The 20,277-nt window shown below is 44.4% G+C and carries 18 protein-coding genes and 1 pseudogene; 7 read left to right on the top strand and 12 right to left on the bottom strand.

Annotated features, from left to right (window positions below):
• The first annotated feature begins 20 nt into the window (after positions 1–20).
• The 3 genes from glsA (at position 21) to AAA943_RS01640 (ending at position 2,296) form a co-directional block, all read left to right on the top strand.
• On the top strand, positions 21–857 hold the full coding sequence (gene glsA / locus AAA943_RS01650) for a 1-acyl-sn-glycerol-3-phosphate acyltransferase (protein ID WP_338222501.1): 837 nt from the start codon (positions 21–23) through the stop codon (positions 855–857).
• Positions 858–963: 106 nt separating this feature from the next.
• Entirely contained in the window at positions 964–1,929 is a 966-nt protein-coding gene (gene glsB / locus AAA943_RS01645) for a glycine N(alpha)-acyltransferase GlsB (RefSeq protein WP_338222500.1), read from the top strand.
• 1 nt (position 1,930) lies between these two features.
• A complete protein-coding gene (locus AAA943_RS01640; protein WP_338222499.1) occupies positions 1,931–2,296 on the top strand; it encodes a CoA-binding protein in 366 nt (121 codons plus the stop codon).
• Here AAA943_RS01640 and AAA943_RS01635 read toward each other — a convergent pair.
• The 3 genes from AAA943_RS01635 to AAA943_RS01625 form a co-directional block, all read right to left on the bottom strand.
• On the bottom strand, positions 2,271–3,161 hold the full coding sequence (locus AAA943_RS01635; RefSeq protein WP_338222498.1) for a Brp/Blh family beta-carotene 15,15'-dioxygenase: 891 nt from the start codon (positions 3,159–3,161) through the stop codon (positions 2,271–2,273). The genes AAA943_RS01640 and AAA943_RS01635 overlap by 26 nt on opposite strands.
• Positions 3,148–4,344, bottom strand: coding sequence for a lycopene cyclase family protein (locus tag AAA943_RS01630; RefSeq protein ID WP_338222497.1), 1,197 nt, complete (start codon positions 4,342–4,344; stop codon positions 3,148–3,150). The genes AAA943_RS01635 and AAA943_RS01630 overlap by 14 nt, the downstream gene beginning before the upstream one ends.
• Positions 4,345–4,425: 81 nt before the next feature.
• A complete protein-coding gene (locus AAA943_RS01625; protein WP_338222496.1) occupies positions 4,426–5,175 on the bottom strand; it encodes a bacteriorhodopsin in 750 nt (249 codons plus the stop codon).
• Between the two features lie 354 nt (positions 5,176–5,529).
• Between AAA943_RS01625 and gyrB the strand changes: the two genes are divergently transcribed.
• Positions 5,530–7,488, top strand: coding sequence for a DNA topoisomerase (ATP-hydrolyzing) subunit B (gene gyrB, locus AAA943_RS01620; RefSeq protein WP_338222495.1), 1,959 nt, complete (start codon positions 5,530–5,532; stop codon positions 7,486–7,488).
• Between the two features lie 94 nt (positions 7,489–7,582).
• Complete coding sequence (ppk1, locus tag AAA943_RS01615; protein WP_338222494.1) at positions 7,583–9,706, top strand: polyphosphate kinase 1; 2,124 nt, start codon at positions 7,583–7,585, stop codon at positions 9,704–9,706.
• Positions 9,707–10,051: 345 nt separating this feature from the next.
• Here the strand turns inward: ppk1 and AAA943_RS01610 are convergent, their stop codons facing one another.
• From AAA943_RS01610 to AAA943_RS01600, 3 genes are read right to left on the bottom strand one after another with little or no spacing between them, the layout of a single operon-like run.
• Positions 10,052–10,264, bottom strand: a complete 213-nt coding sequence (locus AAA943_RS01610; protein ID WP_338222493.1) for a hypothetical protein — start codon at positions 10,262–10,264, stop codon at positions 10,052–10,054.
• Positions 10,265–10,312: 48 nt separating this feature from the next.
• Positions 10,313–12,094, bottom strand: a complete 1,782-nt coding sequence (locus AAA943_RS01605; RefSeq protein ID WP_338222492.1) for an SLC13 family permease — start codon at positions 12,092–12,094, stop codon at positions 10,313–10,315.
• Positions 12,095–12,097: 3 nt separating this feature from the next.
• Positions 12,098–12,373, bottom strand: a complete 276-nt coding sequence (locus tag AAA943_RS01600; RefSeq protein ID WP_338222491.1) for a YidH family protein — start codon at positions 12,371–12,373, stop codon at positions 12,098–12,100.
• A gap of 44 nt (positions 12,374–12,417) precedes the next feature.
• On the opposite strand from AAA943_RS01600, the gene AAA943_RS01595 reads away from it, so the two are divergent.
• Positions 12,418–13,311, top strand: coding sequence for a DUF3078 domain-containing protein (locus AAA943_RS01595; RefSeq protein WP_338222490.1), 894 nt, complete (start codon positions 12,418–12,420; stop codon positions 13,309–13,311).
• A gap of 378 nt (positions 13,312–13,689) precedes the next feature.
• On the opposite strand, the gene AAA943_RS01590 is transcribed toward AAA943_RS01595, so the two are convergent.
• The 5 genes and pseudogenes from AAA943_RS01590 to AAA943_RS01570 form a co-directional block, all read right to left on the bottom strand.
• Positions 13,690–14,481: a queuosine precursor transporter gene (locus AAA943_RS01590; RefSeq protein ID WP_338222489.1), complete on the bottom strand. Its 792-nt coding sequence runs from the start codon at positions 14,479–14,481 to the stop codon at positions 13,690–13,692.
• The gene (locus AAA943_RS01585) at positions 14,468–15,406 is read right to left on the bottom strand and encodes a ribonuclease Z (RefSeq protein WP_338222488.1); all 939 of its coding nucleotides are present in this window, start codon (positions 15,404–15,406) and stop codon (positions 14,468–14,470) included. The genes AAA943_RS01590 and AAA943_RS01585 overlap by 14 nt, the downstream gene beginning before the upstream one ends.
• Positions 15,403–15,788, bottom strand: a pseudogene (locus tag AAA943_RS01580) (STAS domain-containing protein). Before AAA943_RS01580 ends, AAA943_RS01585 begins: the two are co-directional and overlap by 4 nt.
• A gap of 12 nt (positions 15,789–15,800) precedes the next feature.
• Positions 15,801–16,742: a phosphoribosylaminoimidazolesuccinocarboxamide synthase gene (locus AAA943_RS01575; RefSeq protein ID WP_338222487.1), complete on the bottom strand. Its 942-nt coding sequence runs from the start codon at positions 16,740–16,742 to the stop codon at positions 15,801–15,803.
• Positions 16,743–16,801: 59 nt separating this feature from the next.
• Positions 16,802–17,908 (bottom strand): toxin-antitoxin system YwqK family antitoxin, encoded by a 1,107-nt coding sequence (locus tag AAA943_RS01570; protein WP_338222486.1) that lies wholly within the window; start codon positions 17,906–17,908, stop codon positions 16,802–16,804.
• Positions 17,909–18,007: 99 nt separating this feature from the next.
• Between AAA943_RS01570 and AAA943_RS01565 the strand changes: the two genes are divergently transcribed.
• Positions 18,008–19,012 (top strand): FAD:protein FMN transferase, encoded by a 1,005-nt coding sequence (locus AAA943_RS01565; RefSeq protein WP_338222485.1) that lies wholly within the window; start codon positions 18,008–18,010, stop codon positions 19,010–19,012.
• 52 nt (positions 19,013–19,064) lie between these two features.
• Here AAA943_RS01565 and AAA943_RS01560 read toward each other — a convergent pair whose 3' ends face one another.
• On the bottom strand, positions 19,065–20,246 hold the full coding sequence (locus AAA943_RS01560; protein WP_338222484.1) for an acetyl-CoA C-acyltransferase: 1,182 nt from the start codon (positions 20,244–20,246) through the stop codon (positions 19,065–19,067).
• Positions 20,247–20,277: the final 31 nt, after the last annotated feature.

Below are 20,277 nucleotides of genomic sequence, written 5' to 3'. Positions count from 1 at the left end.
CTCCCTGTTCATTTCACTCAATGATCAAAAAATACATCGACATCGAGAAAGCTATTGGTTCCAAAAATCCAAAGTTGCTGAGGTGGATGCCTGGCTTTTTGCTCCGCTACATCAAAAGGGTCACCCATGAACAGTGGATGAATGGAGTGATGAACAAAATTCATCATTTGAAGGGGTTGGATTTTGCAGATGCCTTGATTGATGAATTTGGGGTAAAAGTCAAGTTGGTTGGAGGTGAGCATATTCCCGAATCGGGAGGAGTGATTTTGGCAGCCAACCATCCGCTGGGAGGTTTGGACGGGATTGCACTCATTCATGGTGTGGGCAGAATCCGGCCGGATATTCGGTTTCTGGTCAATGATCTTCTTATGACTTTCGATAATTTTCAACCCATCTTTGTTCCGGTCAATAAGCATGGCAAAAACTCCAAGGAAGCCAATCTGAAAATCGAAGAAGCGTATTCCCAAGGGTATGCTGTCCTGATTTTCCCCGCGGGTCTGGTGTCCCGAAAACAGGAAGGAAAAATACGAGACCTGCAATGGAAAAAAAGCTTTGTAACCAAAGCTAGAAAATATAGCCTGGACATTCTTCCTTGTTTTATTCGAGGAAAAAATTCTGAGTTTTTTTACAATCTTGCTTCCTGGAGAAAGAAATTGGGCATTAAAGCCAATGTGGAAATGTTTTGGCTGGTGGATGAGATGTACAATCAGCGGGGAAAAGAAGTGGAAATTACCATTGGACTTCCTATTTCTGCTGCTGAGCTTTCTCAGGAGAAAAATGACGGAAAGTGGGCCGAAGAAATAAAGGAAAGGGTCTATAATTTGGGTGAACCCAAAAAAATGGAAGTATCTGAATAAGTAAGTTTGAGGAATTCTTTTCTCCAAAAAAGGTCAGAAACCCCTTAAAATTGTTTATTTCGTTAAATCCAGACAGTGATTGAATTAATTGGTATTGGAACATCAGATGAAAAAAGAATCAGAGATCATTCCCCCGGTGGATCGGGCTTTATTGAAGAAGGAGCTTTCGGAGGAAAGGTTTTTGAGATATACCAACAACGGGGATAATCTGGTCTATTTGGTCAATTATCATAATTCCCCCCATACTGTTCGGGAGATCGGAAGGCTGAGAGAGCTCACTTTCCGATCCGCAGGAGGAGGTACAGGTATGGAATTGGATCTGGACGAAAATGATACCTGCGAAAACTGCTACGATCAATTGATCACCTGGAATCCTGAAGACGAAGAGATTGTGGCGGGGTATCGATTGATCAAATGCAAAAATGCCATTCAGGAGGACGGTTCGTTGAATCTTTCTACCACCCATCTCTTTGATTTTTCTGAGAAATTTATTCGGGATTATATTCCCCAAACGCTTGAGTTGGGAAGGTCTTTTGTCCAGCCCAAGTACCAACCGAGTCTGGACAATCGAAAAGGAATATTCAGTTTGGATAATCTTTGGGATGGATTGGGAGCTGTGGTTTTGCTTAATCCTGATGTCAACTACCTCTTCGGGAAAGTAACCATGTATCCTCACTACCACAGAGAAGGAAGGGATTTGCTTCTCTTTTTCATGAATCATTATTTTCCTGATCGGGATCGCCTGGTGGTTCCTAAAGAAAAATTGAGCTTGACCTACGAGACGGATATTTTGTCTCTGCCCAATCCGTTTGAAGGATTGGAATATAAGGAAGGCTACAAGCTGCTAAATGGCAGAATAAGAGCCTTGGGAGAAAATATACCTCCGCTGATCAATACCTACATGAATCTTTCGCCTACCATGAGGACTTTTGGTACCGCGCTGAACGACGAGTTTGGAGAGGTGGAGGAGACGGGCATTATGATCACTCTTGCCGATATCTACGAAAGCAAAAAGCATCGGCACATGGACACTTTTGAGCGGGATCGAATCTATGGAAGCCGGCAGGTCTGAAATGAAAAAAACGCTGATTGTCGGAGCCACGGACAATCCCTCCCGGTATGCATTCTTGGCAGCAAGCATGTTTGAGGCGAGAGGGATGGATTTTGTGCCGATAGGGATCAAGAAAGGAAAAGTTTTTGGGCGTGACATCGTGGACTTACGAGAAAGACCTGAATTGGAGGACATACATACCATTACGCTTTACCTTGGCCCTGCAAATCAGCAAGAATGGATTGATTACCTCATCGGGCTTAAACCTCAACGGATCATTTTCAATCCCGGCTCGGAGAATCCCGTTTTTTTCAGCAAAGCAAAGGAAGCAGGGATTGAAGTCTTGCCTGCCTGCAATCTGGTTATGCTGAGTACGGGTCAGTTTTGAAAAATCGTACAAAGCGATCCATGTAGACTACGTGTGGAAAAGAAATCAGGGAAATCAGAATAAAGAAAAGCAATAGCAGCTCATTGGACTCCAAAAAGCGCTGCCCAAAATAGATCATTAAGGCCAATCCAAAAAGGCTGATCAATGAGAAGGGCAGGAGCTGCAGCGTGAATTTTTTCAGGGTATTGTATTTTGGAAAGTTTCTGAGAAAGTCGTATTCCAATTTCATGCTGGGGAAGGCATGCCAAAAGCCGAAATAAACAATAAAACTGATCAGCAAAGGAGAGAAATACAGGAGAGGAGCAAGGAGTAGCAAATCAATCCAAGTAGCGCGTTTGATTTTTTGAAAAACAAGTACTTCCAAAACCATAGACAGGACTAGAAATCCCATACTGATCCATGGTCCATACTCAGAGATGGCTCCTAATTCCAAGAGAGGATCGAGTATTTTCTGTGTCATGGAAAAGTCCCCAAACAATATCACAGCGATATAAAAAGCTCCTCTTGAAACAAATAGAGTGCTGTAAATGAGGGAGTAGGATTTGAGTTCGAAGAAGTGGGATTGGCCAAAGTGATAGGAAGAGAAAAGAAGGAAAAATGCCAAGGAAAGCACAGGGAAAAAAATCCAAAGGATCAGGTAAATGCCGATCATTCCCAAATATCGAAGGAGAAAAATAAGCAATCCTTTTCTGGTGGTGCTGGGTTCTGAGGTCAGATGATCGATGGCACCATGAGGAATTCCCAGGGTGATTAATATCAACCCAGCTATTGTCAGTTCAAGTGCAAGTGGATTTTGCGGAAGGCAAACAAACAGGACACAGATAAGCAGTCCGAATCCCTTCAGCCAAAACTCAGTGCTTTTCATAGTGCCAAAGACTTTTCAAAAAGGGATAAAAGCGAACTTTGCTCAACAGAGATAGCTCTTCCCAGACCCCGGTTTTAGCTTGTAGAAACTGAAGTACATGATCAGGAGAATTGCTGGTGAATAGATTGACAAAGACGTGTTCCAGTTGTTTGGGCCATTTTTTCACGATGTTGAGCAGGATATTGTCGTAGAAATAGTGTCTGCTTGGCATTTTTTTCTGGGTGACAGTTCCTGAAAATTCCAGTTCAGCAACCAATTCCCGGCAGTAATCCTGAATAAACTGAAAGGTAAACCCGGTGGAGGGACGGGACCATCCTGCCCGCGTGCCCAAATTGATCCATCTGGGATGGGGAGAATTCATTTTGAATTGGGTACTCATGGGGATTCTTCCTTTCTCTTCGAAGTAGGGAGTATAGGATATGCTCTCCAAGTGGGAATCCAAGTACTTTTTGAGCCTGTCTTCCAAGAGAGAATAAGGAATTTCTTTTTCAGAATAGCAGGTATATTCTACCAAGGCATGCTTGGTGTCGTAGGGCAGAATGTAGCCAAACGAGAATTGGTCATTTTCTGAAGAAAGAATGTCCATCCAGGTGACGGAGTCCGGATCGAAAAAGGAATAATCCAAGGAGATTTTCCACCCCACAAACTGCTGCTTCAAGACGTTTTGGTCCGTCCAGTCCGCAGACTCAGCACGGGAATCGAAAAAGTAGTCACCGGAGAATTGCTTTCCCCCTTCGCTAGTGACAATAAATCCGGATGTTGAGGTTTGGCAGGAAATTACTTTATCCTGGAAAAAGTTAATGTTGGGATTGCTGTCAAATTCCTCACGGAGATTTCTGAAAAAATCACTCGCTTGAATGTGGTAATAGGTTAATTTTTTGAGTTTTAGGAGCGTTTTTTCTTTTCCTCTTCCAAAAGAAAGTTGGTTCCACTGAACAAGTTGGTTGGGAGGATGGATTTCAAGAGGTTTTTCTGCCCAATAGCACCAGGTTTTTGATGGGTAAGAAGACCCTTGAGGATCAATCACCAAAATGGACTTAGTCTTCAGACTGCTTTTGTTCAGATAATAGATCAAACTAAAAGCAGCACAACCTCCTCCGGCAAATATGTAGTCATAGTGGGTCATTGTGAGATAGAAAAGAGAGGCTGTCTTTTGACCTTGTACTTCAGTCCGGTGAATCAATCGGCTGGTTTATTCAAGCCGGATTGTTCATTTACGATTGTTGAAGGGATTGGACCAAAAAGACAGCCTCAGGGGTGGAAATTATGCAGCAGCAGTTTTTCCTTTGCCTGACTCGGAGATGGCAACTGAATAAATCACCAATCCGAAACCGATTTTGTTGATGGCATCGGCCAAGTTGTAAAACAGGTCGATGGAGCTTACCTCAAATGCGCCTGAAAGCAAATTGCCTGGTAATACCATATATCCGATTGGATAAATGGACCATCCTAGAGTAATGAAGATTTTCAAAAGGAACATGGCTCTTCCTAAAGCCGGACTGTTGGAATCTTTAGCCAATTTGGCCACATCCCCGGCAAATACCTCATACACAATGTAGAGATAACCGATAGTAGAAATGACACCCCACATGATGTTGTTGTCGATTCCGGAGGTTTCTCCGATATATCCTGTCACCAGCATGAGTAAAGAGGCCACGATGAGCTTAAACAAAGTACCACCTTTGGCTCCAAATGGTTTGGTAAGCAGGTAGAATTCAACACACATCAACGGTACCGTGAGAGTCCAATCCACATATCTGAAGGCTGTGGGGCTGGAACCCGTCTGCAGGTAGAAATCCCTCATGTAGTAGTAGTGAACCGCTGCAATACCGGTGATCAACCCGGATACCAAAAGGGAAAGTTTCCACTTGCCGTCCACAGATCCTCTTTCCACAAAAAAGAAGACAGCAGAAGCAAACATGGCCATGTACCCGATAAAGAAGGTAATGGCCACGGGGTCAGAATTGATGATGCGATCTAGTCCCACTAGATCCGCGAGAAGGGTAAGTTTCATGGTAATTTGGTTTTATTGGTGATAGAAATGGTTTGATATTTAGCTAAAGAATAGAGGAGGAATAAAATTTGTTTAATAAAAAATTTAAAAGATTAAACAAAAATAAATGATCTACTGAAAATCAAGGATGTACGAATTCAAAACTGTCATGTATGGATTAAAAAAAATTTTTGTTAAACAAAACTTTACAGAATTTTATTTGGCGAAAAATAGGGTTTCCTCTATTCGGGATTTCTCGATTTGGCTTATAAAAAAATGTGGTTCAGGTCACTTTTTTTGACTAACTTGCGACATCTATCAAATCAGAAAAAATCACCTTTTTAGCCCCATTTTGAAGGGTTTTCTCCAAAAAATATGAGTGACGAAAAAGCAAAGAATCCAGCGGAGTACGGCGCTGGGAATATCCAGGTATTGGAAGGTCTTGAGGCAGTAAGGAAAAGACCGGCGATGTATATCGGTGATGTGGGGATCAAAGGTCTTCACCATTTGATATGGGAAGTAGTAGACAATTCGATCGATGAAGCCCTTGCAGGGCATTGCGACACAATTCATGTGACGGTCAATGAAGACAACTCCATCACCGTAGAAGACAACGGTCGTGGTATACCTACAGACATGCACCCGAAAGAGAAAAAATCAGCTCTGGAAGTCGTGCTGACAGTACTGCATGCCGGTGGGAAATTTGATAAGGACACCTACAAAGTGTCCGGTGGTCTTCATGGTGTGGGTGTTTCCTGTGTGAATGCACTTTCCACCTACCTCAAAGCTACTGTTCATAGAAATGGAGTAATCACAGAGCAGGAATTCAGCATCGGGATTCCAAAATATCCTGCCAGACAAATAGGAGATACGGACAAGAGAGGGACGATTATTCATTTCAAACCGGATGCTTCGATTTTCACCGTAACAGAATTCAAGTACGAGACGATTGCCAACCGATTGAGGGAAATGGCTTATCTCAATGCCGGAATTCGAATTTTCCTGAAAGATTTCCGTGAGCTGGAGGAGGATGGAAGTCCCAAGTCCAATGAATTTTATTCCGAAGGTGGATTGGTTGAGTTTGTCCAGTATTTGGATGAGACCAAAGAAAAAATCATCGAATCTCCCATCTATATCGAGTCGCTCAATCAGGAGGTTCCTGTGCAAGTGGCCATGAATTACAACAGTTCTTACAGCGAAAATGTGGTTTCTTATGTGAATACGATCAACACGTATGAGGGAGGAACACACGTGACGGGCTTTAGACGAGCTTTGACGCGGACCTTGAAAGCCTATGCTGATAAGTCTGGCATGCTGGAAAAAGTAAAAATCGAGGTTTCCGGTGACGACTTCAGAGAAGGCTTGACTGCCGTGATTTCGGTGAAAGTAGCTGAGCCTCAATTCGAGGGACAAACCAAAACCAAATTAGGAAATTCCGATGTAGTTGGTTTTGTGGATTCGGCAGTGTCTGAGGTTTTGCAAAGTTGGCTGGAAGAGCACCCTCGTGAGGCCAAAATTATCGTTGGAAAGGTCATTTTAGCTGCTCAGGCAAGACATGCTGCCAGAAAAGCCCGGGAAATGGTACAGCGCAAAAATGTGCTCGGTGGCGGAGGTCTACCGGGTAAGTTGGCAGATTGTGCCAATTCCGATCCTACCGTTTGCGAATTGTATCTGGTCGAAGGGGACTCAGCAGGCGGATCAGCCAAGCAGGGCAGAGACCGGGAGTTTCAGGCTATTTTGCCACTCAAGGGTAAAATCCTCAATGTGGAAAAGGCCCACGAGCACAAGATTTATGACAATGAGGAAATCAAGAATATCCTTACCGCCCTGGGTGTAAAATTTGGAACAGCTAATGACGACAAGGAATTGGACCTTTCGGGATTGAGATACCATAAAATCATCATCATGACTGATGCTGATATCGACGGTTCACATATCCGGACTTTGATTCTGACCCTGTTTTTCCGATACATGCGTTCCTTGATCGAAAACGGCTATGTCTACATTGCCCTACCTCCTCTTTATTTGCTCAAGAGAGGCAAAGATGAGCGGTATTGCTGGACTGAGGAGGAAAGAAAGCAACTGACGGCTGAAATGGCCAAAGACGGAAAAGAAGACAGTGTGGGGATTCAGCGCTACAAGGGTCTTGGAGAAATGAACCCGGAACAACTCTGGACGACTACCATGGATCCCAATGTGAGAACGATTAAGCAAGTTACGATCGACTCCGCCGCAGAGGCAGACCACCTCTTCAGTATGCTTATGGGGGATGAAGTGGCACCTCGAAGGGAATTTATCGAGCGAAATGCCAAATACGCCAAAATAGACACCTAAACCCAGGGAGCTTTTTTGGCTCCCTTTTTTTATTTTACATGCTTCCATTTGATCCCAGGAAATACAACTATTGACCCAGAATTAATTCAGAATCATGCGATCCACGATAGCCGATAGATACGAATCCACGATCCAAAAAAGTGATCTGGTAAGCCGAGACCTCAGTTGGGTAAAATTTAACGACCGGGTTCTCGATCAGTCCAAAAAGCCCCACCGTTCCATTTTTGAAAAACTCAAGTTTTTGGCAATTACGGCCTCCAACCTGGATGAGTTTTTTATGATCCGCGTGGGTTCCCTTTACAATTACCTGGATTACGACAAGCAGAGGGTGGATTATTCAGGACTGAGGGAAGAGCCCTTCAAGGAAAAGTTGATGGATGCCTGTCAGAATTTTCATCAGGATCAGCATCAGCATTTCACCCAAGTCATTCTGCAGGAAATGGTAGGGGAGGGGATTTCCCTCATCAACGTCAAAAAACTGAGTGAGGAAAATCGGGATAAAGTACGCGAGTACTTCATGAAGGCCATCTATCCCATGCTCACTCCCATGGTCTATGACGGATACCGGACTTTCCCTATCCTGATGAATAAGCTGCTGGTTTTTGGAGTGGTGACCACCAGCCCGGGAGAGCGAAAAGACATGCGGAAGATGAGTTTTGTGCAGATTCCGGCCAATATTCCCAGATTTTTTGAAATCGAGCAGGAAAACAGTCTGTTGTTGATTCCCATCGAGGAGGTCATTCGGGAAAACATTGTTTCCCTCTTCCGGAATGTAGACATTGAATCCATCAGCTTATTCCGGATTACCAGGAATGGAGATTTTACTTTAGAGGAAAGTGAAGACATGGACGCTAACTTTTTGGAAGAGGTGAAGCGAAAGCTCATGGAGCGCAAAACCGGCCGGGTGGTACGAATCGAGATCGAAGAAGGATACTCCAAATGGATGCTTAACTCCCTTTTGGAGCGATGGAGCCTGGGCAAAAACTCCGTGTTTCTGGTCAAAAGAGAAAGTATGATTGACTTTACCGGACTCTGGCAGATTGTGGGAAACAAGCGCTTCCGTGACCGGCTTCCGCAAATCCCCCAACCGGTCAATCCCATTTCTTATCCGGAGGAAGGGAGAGGGGATATTTTTGAAACGCTGAAGGAAAAAGACATTCTCCTGCATCATCCCTACAACAACATCGAGCCTATTCTGGACCTAATCGAAACTGCCGCTGAGGACCCGGATGTGATGGCGATCAAAATGACGATTTATCGTTTGGCCAAAGAAAGCCGTATTACCAAAGCTTTGCTCAAAGCAGCTGAAAATGGAAAGCACGTATCGGTGCTTTTTGAGGTCAAAGCGAGGTTTGATGAGGAAAACAATATCCGGGAAGCGAAAAGACTTCAAAAGGCGGGATGCTTTGTGATTTATGGAATTTCCAATCTGAAAACCCACACCAAGCTGCTTTTGATTGTCAAAAAAGACGCTTCCGAAATCACCCGCTTCGTCCATTTGGGTTCGGGAAACTACAACGAGGACACAGCTCGGCTCTACACAGATATTGGATTATTGACGACCAATGAGGTTTTGGCCAATGATGTTTCTGAGTTTTTCAATGTCATCACCGGGCATTCGGTGCCCAGTAATTACCGAAATCTCATCACCGCCCCCAGAGATATGCGCAATCAGTTGATTGAATTTATCGAGCAAGAGGCCGAAAATGCAAGAAATGGACTTCCCAGCGGGATTTTTATCAAAGTGAATTCTTTGGAGGACTCCGAAATAATCTATGCGCTCTACCGGGCCTCCCAATCCGGAGTCACCATCAAATTGATCGTAAGAGGGATTTGTTGCCTAAGGCCGGGAAGACCGGGTCTGAGTGAAAATATTGAGGTGATTTCTCTTGTGGGAGATTTTCTTGAGCATAGCCGGATTTACCATTTTCACAATAACGGAAATACCAGAACGTATTCCGGAAGTGCAGATATGATGGTGAGGAGCTTTGACAAGCGATTGGAATCTCTTTTCAAAATTGAATCCCCTCTCCTGGAAAAGCAACTGATGAACATTCTTCGGTACAACCTTTTGGACAACTCCAATGCCTACGTCATGCAGGAAAATGCCAGCTATGTGGCAAAAACCCCTCAGCCGGGAGAAGAAGAATTTAATGTGCACAGAAAATTCTTTGACATTACAGCCGAGGAGGTGTTAGAAGTCAAACTGGTAGACTGATCCTCCTACCAAACTCATGTGTCGTCTATCTGAAATGCAAACCTGACTGAGAGGTAATTCCTTTGGATCCAAGCGGTGAAAATGAAGATCTTGATGGCTGTCCTTGATTATTGTTTTCGATAGGTGGGATACCCGATACTGTCCGGTTGGAGGCGGTATTTGGGTGTACCTACCTGTAGTATGACTTGAACAAGGAAGGAAGGTACTTTTTTTAGTCCCCAAAAATCCCAGAACAGGGAAGTTTCCTGCCTGAGAGAGACACCCAAAGAACCGGTAGATCACATCTATCTCTCCATGGATGGGGGTATGACCACATCAAAATCAATTGAGCCTAAGATAGAAAGGCTATTTTTTCTTTTTGCTGACAAACAAAAGAACCACCCCGGCCATCATCACCACTCCTCCCGCATAGGCAGGCCATTCAATGCTTTTTTCTTTATCCGCTGATACTTGAATCGGCCCGGCGTCGATTACCTTTTCCTTGGTGGTAAAATCAAGACCATTTACAAAGAACATGGCTGCTCCGGCAATGATTAAAATAATTCCTAATGCTTTCATATGAGGGTTGAGTTGAGTTAGTCTTCTAGTTACACCTTAATTTTGAATTCAGAAAGGGAAAAAGACAGGGATTAATAGACTGGCCAAAATCCAAAACAGAATATTGAGCGGAGTTCCGACTTTTAGGTAATCCGAAAACCGGTAATTTCCAGGGTTGTAGATCATCGTATTGGTCTGATACCCCATGGGGGTCATGAAGCTTAGACTTGCGGCAAAAGTCACTGCCATCAAAAAGGGACGGGAATCCACCTCCATGGAAGCAGCAATGGAAATGGCAATAGGGGCTAAAAGAGCTGCAGTGGCATTGTTGGACATGACATTGGTGAGCAAAAAAGTAAGTGCAAACAAGGCACTTAATACGACTTTTGGGCCGTATTCTCCGAAGGTTTCCACCACGGCCCCACCGATCAAAACCGAGCCTCCTGTTTTTTCCAGTGCAGCTCCCATGGCCATTACTCCCGCCAGCATAAACACGACTTTCCAGTCAATGGCCTTGTAAGCCTCCTCCGGGGAAATTGATCCCAATAAAATCATGGCTACAGCTCCGGCAGTAGCAGAAAGAGGGATGGGAAGCAGCCCAAAGGCAGAAATCCCGATGACCATGGCCAGAATACCGATCGTGAGCCAAACTTGGGGTTTATTCAGCGATTTGGATTTTTTGGAAGAGACTAAAAGTAAGTCGTTGGATCGATCGATGGATTGAATGGATTCATCGGTAGCTCTGAGCAGGAGGACATCTCCGGGCTTGAGCGATACTTTGGAGAGCAGGTTCTCCAGAAGACCTGCCCGGTGACGGATGCCCAAAACCAAAACCTGTTCATGAAGCTGCCTGAAATTTACCTCTTTAAGGCTTTGATTGATCAGGGAGGAGTTGGGAGTCACTACCGCTTCAAAAATTTTATCTTCTTCGTCAGTAAGGCTGTCAACAGCCCAATCCAGTTCGGCTTTGATTTGGATGCCCTTTGTCTTTTTCAGCCTGTCGAGGTTTCCCTGATCTGTTATCAGTCGAATGGTGTCTCCAAGTAGAATAGGAGTGTTGGGGAATACACGAACCCGATTGCCTGTTTCCCGAATGATCTGAAGTGCTTTTAGAGAGGGATGCTTGAACAGGTCAGTTTTATGGATGGGTTGGTCCAGTTGGTCAAAATCATCCTGCACAGCCACCTCGATCAGGTAGTTGCCTAGGTCGATGGAGTCAGAAAAACCCTGTTTGGCTTCCCGGCTAGGATTGAGCCATTTTCCAATAGTAACCATATACACTGTACCTGCTACCAAAAAAACCAGGCCAAGGGCAGACATTTCAAAAATCCCAAAGGAAGGAAGTCCGGATTGTTCAGCAATTCCGCTGACCAGAATATTTGTGCTCGTGCCCAAAAGGGTACAGATACCTCCCATCAAAGCACCAAAAGAGAGAGGCATCAATAGTCTGGAAGGTGCGATTTGATTTTGTTTTCCCAATTGAATCACCGCAGGCATCAGTAAAGCGACCACAGCGGTATCATTGATAAAGGCCGACAGGAGTCCTGAAGACACCATCAATGTAAGGATAAGCCTGGATTCACTTTGCTTGGCCTGCCCTCCTAGGAATACACTAAATCGGTCAAGGATTCCGGTTTGAAAGATTGCCGTGGAAATGATAAACATCGCTGAAACCGTAATGGTGGCCGAATTGGAAAAGCCGGCCATTCCTTCTTTCACATCCAAGATTCCAAAGACCATAAACAAGACCATAGTGCCAATAGCTACGGTATCTACCGAATACTTCTCTGACAAAAAAAACAACATGGCAACTGCGATGATGCCAAAAACTAGACCTATTTCAAAAGTCATGGATTACATGGTTAAGTAGTTTCCCTTTTTGAGCCTCTTTCTTACCTTGAAGTAACTCAGAAAGCCAATAGCCAAGAAGGCAAAGCTCAAGCCAAAAGCCAAATACCCCAAGTCGCGAATGTGAGAAAGATTTTTCACCTCAAATAAGGCAGTCCCTGACACCAAAAAATAGAGGGCCGTTCGGATGTAAGAAAGCAAAGTACGGTCATTTGCCAAGGTAGTTCTTTGTCGAGCCAAATAGTCCCTGATAATTAGTTCTTGCTCTAGGTCCTTTTCCATGATTCTTTGTATATTTTTAGCTGTTCATTCTAAAACTAATGCTTATGAAAAGGATTTTTACAATTTTTCTTTTATTCCTTACTAGTGGCTTTGTGAAAGGTCAGGATACCGAGGTAGCCCCAAAGGATACAACCTATTGGTTGAAAGAGATTTCCGGAGGATTAAACCTCAATCAGGCTTCTTTTAGCGGCAACTGGAAAGGAGGAGGGGTGAATTCCATTGCTTTCAATGTCTATCTCCTCGGTAGGGCCAATTATGCCAAAGACAAGTGGTCTTGGGACAATACGCTCGACCTCCTTTACGGAGTGGTCAAAAATGACGGGGAAGACGGGAGAAAAGCCAACGACCGAATCTACTTGGATTCTAAAATCGGCTACAAAATAGCTCCCAAGTGGAATATTTATTTTGGGTTGAATTTTCTCAGCCAGTTTGCTCCCGGTTATGATTTCAGTACCGAACCCCGGACCCTTATTTCCAAATGGGCCAATCCCGCGTATCTGACTACAGGGATTGGAGCAGAATACAAGCCGAACGATGAATTTGTTCTCCGTCTTTCTCCCTTTGCACCCCGCTTTACATTTGTGACTGATACCAATCTGTACTTGGCTGTACCGGAAAATTACGGGGTAGAAATAGGCGAAACCGTCAGACAAGAATGGCTTGCCTTCAATCTTCTGGCAGAATGGAATAAAAAATTCACGGATCGGTTTTCTCTGTTGATGCGTTATCAGATGTATGCCAACTTGGAAACTTTAGCCTTTGACACGATTGACCATCGACTGGATTTAGGTTTTGTGGCCAAAGTTACTGAGGCCATCAATGTCAGCCTCACCTCTCTGACCATCTATGATATTGATCAGGACGAAAAAGTACAATTTAGCCAAGGCTTAGCTATCGGCTTAGCCTTCAAAAGAGGTAATTTCCCGGAGAAAAAATAATATTTAACAAATTTTTATTTGGGATTTTGATTTGTTTAGAATTGTATTATTTTTGAATTCATTGTGGTAGTTAAATAATAGTTGGTTTAGTTTTCAAATAAAGGGCAGGAGAAGTTCTCCTGCTTTTTTATTGTCCTGGAAATAAAAAAATGGATTTTTTTAAGATGTTTTGGACTGACTTTGATTTTTCCTCTCGGATAAAATTCAATTTATTTCCGGACCCGTCAGTCCTTAGACTCAGGAAGACTAGTGCTGATTTACCTTGGGTTTGCGGTCGAAAATTCTCAAAGACGGATCAGCAAAAGGCCAAAAATCGGCAACCGCTGGAGTCCTATTTATTTCTTCGATAAAAGTCTTTAACTGAAATCCATTTGCGGATTAAAAAAAGGAACGGTCTGCGGTAGCATCTTCTGCCATCTTGTGGGCAAGTTCTTTGCCCAAGTACCGATCGATCAAGCCATGTCCCAAGTAAAGCAGAGGGGTCAATAGAATCGCCACAGTAAACTTGTACACATAATTGATCAGCCCTACGGCAATAATCTGACTTAGACTCCAATTCCCAAAAACGTAGAAGGCAATTCCCAATACCACGAAAGAGTCAAAAAACTGGGAGACCAAAGTAGATCCGGTAGCTCTCAGCCAAATCATATTGGCCCCGGTGACAGCCCGAAGCCGATGAAAAACAAAAACATCCACCAATTGCCCAAGCAGAAATGCCGTCAAAGATCCGATAATGATCCCCAATCCCTGCCTGAAAATCGTATTGAATGCATAATTGATATCAAATGACTCTCCAGTTGGCGTTTGGGAATTTACTTCGATCCAAAAATCAGCAGGCACCAAGACGGTCACCAAACTGATAATGACGAAAACATAGGCGATTAAGGCTGCAGTCAGAAAGCTGATTTTGCGAACGCCTTTCTTTCCAAAATATTCATTGATGATATCTGTGGTAATAAATACAATCGGCCAAATCACTGCTCCGGCGGTAAGGTTGAAGTCAAGCACATATTCACCAAAAAAGCTCCAGTTGACCGGATCATAGCCTAATGTTTTTTCTCCGGAAAAGATCTTCACGCCGATGATCTCAGCGAGAATAGCATTGGTCAGGAATATGCTTCCCAGAATGATGAAAAGGTTGGTCTTTTTGCTTTCGTCAATTTGGCTCATAATGTGGCTGTATGGAATAGGTATCGCCTTCCTTACTTAAGACCGAACCTGGGAAAATGGTTTTTGCCTCTGCCAACATTTCATCCAAATTACCATATCTGGAGGAAAAATGGCCCAACAGCAGACTTTTTGCTCCGGAAATCCGGGCAATTTCCGCAGCTTGTTTTCCGGTGCTGTGGAAGGTCTCCGTAGCCCTCTTGGCGTCCGCTTCGGTGAAGGTGGATTCATGATAAAGCAGGTCCACTCCCTCAAGGAATCGAACCAAGTCCGGCTCAAACCGGGTATCCGAGCAGAAAGCATAACTTCTCAGAGGAGGAAGGGGATGGGCATAGTCTTCCACCCGGTATTGCTCTCCGGAAGGATCCGTAAAATCTCTTCCCTGACGGATCTCGTGAATGGCTTGCAAGGGGATTTTCTTCTCATGAAGTTTTTCTTTGATGAGATTCCTTAGCCCTTTCTTTTCTTGGATCAAAAAGCCGGTGGTAGGAAGTCGATGTACCAAAGGAAAACTTAAGACCTGAAATCTCGGGTGGTCCAGCAGGAGATGCTTCCCATCGGTTTGTGTTTCCACAAATTCCAAAGGATAGTCAATTTGTGTATTGCTCCAGCGAAAATGGGTAGTGATGATGTCATCCAAGCCTTTAGGTCCAAAGACCTTCAGCGGTTTTTTTCTTTTGGAGAGCTGGTAGCTGGAAAGCAATCCTACCAGCCCCAAGTAGTGGTCTCCATGCAGATGGGAGATAAAAATATGGGTAATCCGGGAGCTTTTGATTTTGTACTTTCGGAGCTGAATCTGCGTGCCTTCTCCGCAATCGAGCAGTAAACACTCCTGCCCAAATCTTACGACTTGGGCAGTGTGATTTCTTCCGTGTACCGGAATAGATGAGGTATTGCCTAGAATGGTAACTTCAAAATCCGGGATCAAGCTTCCTCCTCTTCTTCCCCTCCCTCGATTTCATGAATGAAAATGGCCTCTCCGGCTTCTTCCAGAGAATTGACCAAATTACCAAATTCAGCTTTTTGTCCAGCATGGAGATCTTGAGCAGCTTCATGACGTGCTCCTGTACTCCCGAGATGATAAATATCCCTCCATTTCTTCCAAATTCCCGGTCACCTACCAAAAGTGCACTGAGTCCGCTGGAATCCACATATTTTACATTGCTCAGATCCAGCACGATATTGGAATAGCCTTCGGCGTGAATGGTAAGCAGTTCGGATTTCAGTTTGGGGGCAAGAAGTGAGTCTATTTTTTCCTCCATGGGAGTGAAGACTACGTATTGTTCTTTTTTATCAATGGTGTATTTCATTGTGAGTTGGTTTTACTGGCCTAAATGGGCCATAATTGCTTTTTCTATTCTATTTTCGATTTGGCCGGTATCTGCTTTCACAAATGCCTGGCCGGTGATTTTTTCGAAGAGCTCAATATAGCGATCGGAAATGCTTTCTACAATTTCCTCCGTCATTTCAGGGACATGCTGTCCATCTTTTCCCTGAAAACCATTGGCAATCAACCATTGCCGGACAAACTCTTTGGAAAGCTGTTTTTGAGGCAGGCCTTTTTCCTGATTTTTCTCGTAGCCTTCTGCGTAAAAATAGCGGGAAGAGTCTGGGGTATGGATTTCATCTATCAATAAGATCTGATCACCGAACTTTCCAAATTCATACTTGGTATCCACCAAGATGAGCCCTTTTTCCTGGGCCATTTCCTGTCCTCTTTGGAAAAGCGCACGGGTATATTTCTCCAAAATCAGGTAATCCGCTTCACTGACAATTCCATGGGCCAAAATATCCTCTCTCGAGATATCTTCATCGTGACCCTCGGCTGCTTTGGTGGTGGGTGTGATGATGGGTTGGGGGAGGCGGTCATTTTCCTTCAGTCCTTCAGGAAGTGGTACCCCGCAAAGCAGCCGCTTTCCGGCTTTGTATTCTCGTGCGGCATGTCCTGCCAAATATCCCCTAATGACCATTTCTACTTTAAAAGGATCACATTTTTTTCCGATGGTGACATTGGGATCGGGAGTGGAAGTCACCCAATTGGGGACTAGGTCTGCAGTAGCCTTTAGAAAGCTGGCAGCTATCTGATTCAATACCTGGCCCTTGTAAGGAATGGCTTTTGGGAGTACTACATCAAATGCGGATATCCGGTCCGAGGCGACCACAACCAATTCTTGATCAAACATGTAAACGTCCCTGACTTTTCCTCTGTAAAATCCTTTTTGTCCGGGAAATTGATAGTGGGTTTCTTTGATCGCTTGGCTCATTCCTATTTGGTTTTGGCAAAAATAGGAAAAGCCTTTTTTCCTTGCCTTTCCGTGGGGATTTATTTCTTGATAATATTCCCGTTTTCATAAATTTCTGACAAGAGGAGTTTCCCGTCCGGATCGTATTCCTCACGGGGACCATGGAGTCTTCCCTTGAGATAGGTTCGGAGTTCTTTTAGATTGCCGTTTTCAAAATAGATTTTTACCTCTCCATCCAGCAAATCATTGGAATAAGTGAAGATAGACTGAAGATTTCCATCGGTGAAGTAGTTTTGTTCCCTGATTTTTTGTCCGGAAGAATTGAAAAAAACGCGTTGCCGAACTTCTCCATTTTCATAAAAATAGAGCGAAGGCTGGGAAGGAATACCCTTGGAATACTGGGATTGCATTCTTACAGCGCCATCCGAAAAATATTCCATCAGTTCACCTTCTGGACTCCCCTTTTTATAGGTTCCCTTTCGTTCTATCTGACCATTTGGATGGTAAAGGAGATATTGGCCATCCAAAGCACCGTTAGAAAAAATTCGTTTTGATTTGATGCTTCCCTCTTCGAAATAAGTGATTTCGGGGCCATTGAGGATGCCTTTGCTGTATTGGGATTGGTAGATGAGCTGACCTTGCTCATTGTATTCCCTGAAATCCCCATCGTACTGCCCTGCCAAAAAGTTGGCCTTGGTTCGGACTTGACCATTTTCATAAAAGGAAATAGCCTCTCCGCTGGGTTTATTGGATTTGAAAGTAGTCTGATCTTTGACTTGACCGTTTTCATAATAAGTGGTGACCAATCCCTCCAGCTGGTTGTTGACAAAGTGGGATTCTTGGCTGATTTGTCCATTGGGATAAAAGCTCCTGCTTGGCCCCTGTCGAAGGTTATCCACAAACTCCATGACTCGAAGGGTGTCCCCTGTTTCTGGATCCAAATCATAGAAATAGCCGTTTTTCTTATCATCCTTGAGGTAGCCGACCAAAATCAATTTCCCTTCAGGATCAAACAGCCTCACCGTACCTTGGGCCTTTCCGTTGACCTTGGTCAGGATTTCCTTCACCCTCAGATTTTCTTCATCGTAATACGTCCGCACGGTATCCTGAGCCAAAACAGGAGAAAAAAGCTTGAAAACCAAGGTCAAAAAGAAGATGCCAATCTTGGGATAAGGAGTACCGACCATAGAAAGTGGGAATAAATCGGGGTGCTGTGACTGAAGTTCTCGGAAAGTTAACAGCCCTGAGGGGCAAATTGTCTATTTTTGAACTCTAAAGTTAAAAATATGAAAAGATTTGTCGGGCTGTTTTTGGGAAGTGTATTGATCTTCGCTTCTTGCAAGGAAGAAGTTAAATACAAAGTCTATGAAGGGGAGGTATTTGGGACCTATTACCGGATTCAAGTCCAGGACCCTGGAAAAGACCTTCAGGCTCAATTTGATGCCGTTTTTGATCAAATCAATGCAGCTTCCAATTCTTACATTCAGGAATCGGAAGTTTCTGATTTCAACAATTCCGGTTACCTGAAGAATCCTTCTCCCACCTTTTTGGCTATGATGGATTCAGCCTACCGAATTCATGAGTTGACCGATGGGTATTTTGAACCGACTCTTTATCCCCTGATCAAAGCTTGGGGTTTTTCTTTTGACCAGCGGGAGCAGATGGATTCCCTCAAGGTGCTTGGTCTTATGGATTTAATGGGATTTGAGGATAAAATCATTAGAACGGATTCAGGGTTTTTGGCAGCAAAAGAGGGAGTTCAGCTGGACATCACCGGAATAGGAGAAGGCTTTGCTATCGATCTATTAGTAGAGGTTGTGGAGAAAAACCAAATCATAAATTACATGGTGGAAATCGGGGGTGAAATGCGGGCCCGAGGACTGAATTCACGGGGAGTGGAATGGACTGTTGGGGTAGAAGACCCGGTGCAGGCAGAATTGGGGATCACCAGCAGTATGCTTACCAAAGTGATGATGGACCAAAAGTCCCTGAGTAGTTCAGGTAATTACCGGAAGTTCTACATAGACGAGCAAGGCAACCGCCGGTCCCATATTCTGGATCCCAAAACAGGTTATCCAGTAAGCCACAATTTGGTTTCCGTTTCGGTATTGGCTCCTTCAGCCACTTTGGCGGACGGATTGGCTACGGCATTTATGGCCATGGGAGAGAAAAAGGGGGTGGAATTAGCCGAACGTCTTCCAGGTGTAGAGGCGATGTTTGTTTTGGGGGGAAAGGAAAAGTTGGAACTGGTGTTTACTTCTGGTTTTCCCCAACCGATAGCCACCGAATAAAATAAAAAAAGCAGGCATTTAACCTGCTTTTTTTATCCTGTATTTTTTCGTTTTACATCTTTTCAATCACCAATGCAGAAGCACCTCCGCCTCCGTTGCAAATACCCGCAACTCCGATTTGCCCGGATTTGTGTTGCAGCACCGAATTGAGGGTGGCTATGATTCTGGCACCGGATGCTCCCAAAGGATGGCCTAAAGAAACCGCCCCTCCAAACACATTGATTCGGTCATTGTCCAGCTTTAGCTCACGCTGATTGGCCAAGGCCACAGCAGAAAAGGCTTCGTTGATTTCATAATAAGAGACCTCATCGGAAGAAACTCCGGCGTGTTTCAGTGCTTTTGGAATGGCCAAAGCTGGTGCTGTCGTAAACCAAAGCGGGTCTGTAGCCGCATCGGCAAAGCCCCGGATTTTTGCCAAAGGCTTCAATCCCAGTTCTTCCGCTTTTTCCTTGCTTACCAAAACCAGTGCAGATGCACCGTCATTCATGGTAGATGCATTGGCGGCAGTCACGGTCCCGTTTTTGTCAAATACCGGGCGAAGGGTAGGAATTTTATCGAACATGACGTTTTTATACTCCTCGTCTTCTCCGATCAGGATCTTTTCTCCTTTTCTTCCGGTCATCTCTACGGGGATCACTTCGTCTTTGAACATGCCCTGGGACCAAGCCTCAGCCGCCCGTCTGTAAGATTGAATCGCATAGGCATCTTGATCTTCCCGGGAGATATTCATTTCCTTGGCGGTATTGTCGGCACAGTTGCCCATTGGAAACTTGTAGTAGACCTCAAAAAGTCCGTCTTTTACCAGACCATCAATCAGTTCTGCATTGCCGTATTTATAGCCAAATCTTGCCTTGGGCACATAGAAAGGCACATTGGACATGCTCTCCATCCCTCCGGCAACGACCACATCATTGATCCCGAGCATGATGGACTGCGCAGCAAACATGACAGCTTTCATTCCCGAAGCACATACCTTATTGATGGTGGTGCAGGGGACTTGATATCCAATTCCAGCTCCGATGGCAGCTTGCCTTGCGGGTGCCTGACCGAGATTGGCAGAAATCACATTTCCCATAAAAACCTCCTGTACCTGGTCGGTGGCTACTCCTGATTTGGTGAGGGCACCTTTGATGGCAGTACTTCCCAGTTCGACAGCGGTCATCCCGGATAGATTTCCTCCAAAGCTTCCAAGAGGTGTTCGGACGGCGGACACGATATATACTTCTTTGCTCATGTTTATTTGGGTTTAGTTTTGATCAAATCGT

Source organism: Algoriphagus confluentis (assembly GCF_036245625.1).
GTDB classification, from domain to species: Bacteria; Bacteroidota; Bacteroidia; order Cytophagales; family Cyclobacteriaceae; genus Algoriphagus; species Algoriphagus confluentis.
Note: the sequence above shows the minus strand (reverse complement) of the source record. Positions and strands in the feature narration are given on the sequence as shown.

Excerpts from the sequence above, each read along its gene's own strand:
- glsA (WP_338222501.1), top strand. The coding sequence starts at position 21 with ATGATCAAAAAATACATCGACATCGAGAAAGCTATTGGTTCCAAAAAT.
- glsB (WP_338222500.1), top strand. The coding sequence starts at position 964 with ATGAAAAAAGAATCAGAGATCATTCCCCCGGTGGATCGGGCTTTATTG.
- AAA943_RS01640 (WP_338222499.1), top strand. The coding sequence starts at position 1,931 with ATGAAAAAAACGCTGATTGTCGGAGCCACGGACAATCCCTCCCGGTAT.
- AAA943_RS01635 (WP_338222498.1), bottom strand. The coding sequence starts at position 3,161 with ATGAAAAGCACTGAGTTTTGGCTGAAGGGATTCGGACTGCTTATCTGT.
- AAA943_RS01625 (WP_338222496.1), bottom strand. The coding sequence starts at position 5,175 with ATGAAACTTACCCTTCTCGCGGATCTAGTGGGACTAGATCGCATCATC.
- gyrB (WP_338222495.1), top strand. The coding sequence starts at position 5,530 with ATGAGTGACGAAAAAGCAAAGAATCCAGCGGAGTACGGCGCTGGGAAT.
- ppk1 (WP_338222494.1), top strand. The coding sequence starts at position 7,583 with ATGCGATCCACGATAGCCGATAGATACGAATCCACGATCCAAAAAAGT.
- AAA943_RS01610 (WP_338222493.1), bottom strand. The coding sequence starts at position 10,264 with ATGAAAGCATTAGGAATTATTTTAATCATTGCCGGAGCAGCCATGTTC.
- AAA943_RS01605 (WP_338222492.1), bottom strand. The coding sequence starts at position 12,094 with ATGACTTTTGAAATAGGTCTAGTTTTTGGCATCATCGCAGTTGCCATG.
- AAA943_RS01600 (WP_338222491.1), bottom strand. The coding sequence starts at position 12,373 with ATGGAAAAGGACCTAGAGCAAGAACTAATTATCAGGGACTATTTGGCT.
- AAA943_RS01595 (WP_338222490.1), top strand. The coding sequence starts at position 12,418 with ATGAAAAGGATTTTTACAATTTTTCTTTTATTCCTTACTAGTGGCTTT.
- AAA943_RS01590 (WP_338222489.1), bottom strand. The coding sequence starts at position 14,481 with ATGAGCCAAATTGACGAAAGCAAAAAGACCAACCTTTTCATCATTCTG.
- AAA943_RS01575 (WP_338222487.1), bottom strand. The coding sequence starts at position 16,742 with ATGAGCCAAGCGATCAAAGAAACCCACTATCAATTTCCCGGACAAAAA.
- AAA943_RS01570 (WP_338222486.1), bottom strand. The coding sequence starts at position 17,908 with ATGGTCGGTACTCCTTATCCCAAGATTGGCATCTTCTTTTTGACCTTG.
- AAA943_RS01565 (WP_338222485.1), top strand. The coding sequence starts at position 18,008 with ATGAAAAGATTTGTCGGGCTGTTTTTGGGAAGTGTATTGATCTTCGCT.
- AAA943_RS01560 (WP_338222484.1), bottom strand. The coding sequence starts at position 20,246 with ATGAGCAAAGAAGTATATATCGTGTCCGCCGTCCGAACACCTCTTGGA.